General features: G+C 44.5%; 3 protein-coding genes. 2 read left to right on the forward strand and 1 reads right to left on the reverse strand.

The features are described 5' to 3' along the window. On the reverse strand, positions 1-410 hold a 410-nt coding region (locus tag QTO00_RS18580; protein ID WP_331426092.1), incomplete at its 3' end, for an FAD-dependent oxidoreductase. A gap of 104 nt (positions 411-514) precedes the next feature. Here QTO00_RS18580 and QTO00_RS18585 point away from each other — a divergent pair. Together QTO00_RS18585 and QTO00_RS18590 are read left to right on the forward strand one after the other, a co-directional pair. After that, positions 515-1,420, forward strand: a complete 906-nt coding sequence (locus QTO00_RS18585) for a LysR substrate-binding domain-containing protein (protein WP_331426093.1) — start codon at positions 515-517, stop codon at positions 1,418-1,420. 109 nt (positions 1,421-1,529) lie between these two features. After that, a partial coding sequence (locus QTO00_RS18590; RefSeq protein WP_331426094.1) for a pentapeptide repeat-containing protein occupies positions 1,530-2,174 on the forward strand: 645 nt, incomplete at its 3' end.

Below are 2,174 nucleotides of genomic sequence, written 5' to 3' on the forward strand. Positions count from 1 at the left end.
GTACCTTGGTTACGCCCCTGATAGTTGAGTTCAAACTCTTGGTTTAACTTGGCTAAACACTCACGGCTACGATTTGCGATTGTTAACATGCGTGATTTATTGACTCGGTATTTGTCGAGTTGGCAATTACTGAGCATTTGGCTTGCCCATGTAATTAATTCTGGGCTGACAGATGGTTTGATCTTTAGAGGTGCATGTTGTTCAAAAAGCCATTTTATCGCTTTAGTAGGAATGCCGGGAGCAGCCCATGGAGATGAGTAACCATAGGAAATTTGACCTGCATTAGCGAAGCTGGTCTCTTCTGCTGATCTTGCTTGACGATCAATCACAGTGACATTAAACCCAGCTTGGTTTAAGTACCAAGCACTGGTTAATCCAATCACTCCACTTCCTAAAACAATCACCTTCACAGCTTCGACTCACAGTTTAAAATTTTGCTTAGAATGTGGTGTTTACATCTGTTTAACAATCGATAAGAATTGATATAAGGTTTTAGTTTTTCTATAGGGTAGAAATGAAATCAACGCTACTTCATGGCGTCAATTTGATCTGCATAGTCGCGCGCCATCAAAGCCTGACCAGCGCTGCAAAAGAGCTCAATCTCACGCTTGGGGCTGTTAGTCAGCAGTTACAGCAGATAGAGCAGCGATTAGGGTTTAGCGTGTTTGAACGTCATGCACGTGGTATTCGCCTCACTGAGCAGGGAAGAAAGCTAGTTGAGGCAACCAGTCATCACCTTTCTGCGATTGAAGAGAACGTTTTTCAACTTACTCAGGTGAGTGAGCGAAAGCAGATCCGCCTCAAACTCACCCCATCTTTTGCTTTTAAGTGGTTAGTCCCTAGGCTAGAAAATTTCCATAAACAGTACCCGGATATTCAAATCCACACCTTTGCCGAAGGTGCGCTTGTCGATAGCGACAAGCGCAACTTTGATATCGCCATTGATTACGGTCCAATACCTTACAAACACACCGAAGCAGAGTTAGTGATGGAAGAGTCGCTCGTACCTGTTATGAGCCAAGACTACCTTTCTAAACATGCAGATCTTGTCGGCGTGGGTGCAGATTGGGACAAAGTGACTTTGCTGCATGATGTGATGCCATGGCAAGGCGCAGTAAAAGATTATGAATGGCTATATTGGGCCTCTGAGCACCAGTTGGATTTCGATACCAATCGAGGTCACTTTTTCAATCGTACCGATATGGCGATGTCAGCGGCAGAAGCTGGGGTAGGGATTGCCTTGGCGAGGTTTGCGCTGTTATCCGGTGAGATAGAGCAAGGCAAGTTGGTTGCGCCATTCCCAGCAATTGAAGCTAATGCAGGATATTTTTTGATCACTCATATCGATGACCCATATACGAGGCTGTTCAAGCAATGGCTAAGGGAGCAAGTATCATCAAGTGATATTGCTACTCGGTAGTTATTAATTAATCTATAAATAATGATGGCGTGATCATATGCACCCACTACACTTAACAGTGTGTCTAGTTTGGCTTTTGCTTAGTTAGGCAAGATTAGGGGCAGTGCATATGGAATCTCATCAAGGCCAATGCAGCTATCAAAACCCTGATGGCTGGTGCTGCGATCAACCATGTGGCGAGTCAGGCTTATGTTACTGGCACGACCCAAAAGTCGATAAAAGCAAAGATGATATAAAAGACAAGGTTGAACAATGGGCCGCAGCAGGTAAACCTTTAGACGGATTTCAGTTGGCAAGAACAGACCTCGAAGACATAGATCTAGTAAACCGTGGCTGTAAAGACGGGTATCTATGTCGAGACGTTGATTTCTACCGAGCAAACTTAACCGATGCTCACTTTTTTGGCTTAGATTTACGTGGCTCATCTTTGATGAAAGCCAAGCTTATTGGTGCGAATTTACATTGTGCCAAACTCGATAACTGTAACTTACTAGGTGCGGCACTATCGCGCGCCAAGTTAGAAAATATTGAGTGGGGTAGATACCTAAAGCAAGAGCAAGAAGCAAAGCAAGCGATGAAGAAGCGCGACCGTAACAAGGCGGTCTCTTTGTGCCAAGAAGCAGAGGAGGTATGTCGCAACATTCGCAAGCAGTGTGAGAAGCAAGGCTTGTTTGAAATGGCGGGAGACTTCTTTAAGCGAGAGATGCGTTTTCGCCGTTATCAAATGCCTTTAATGAGCCTTAAAAGAGTCATT

Origin of the sequence: Vibrio sp. M260118 (assembly GCF_036533755.1) — a bacterium.
Lineage (GTDB): Bacteria > Pseudomonadota > Gammaproteobacteria > Enterobacterales > Vibrionaceae > Vibrio.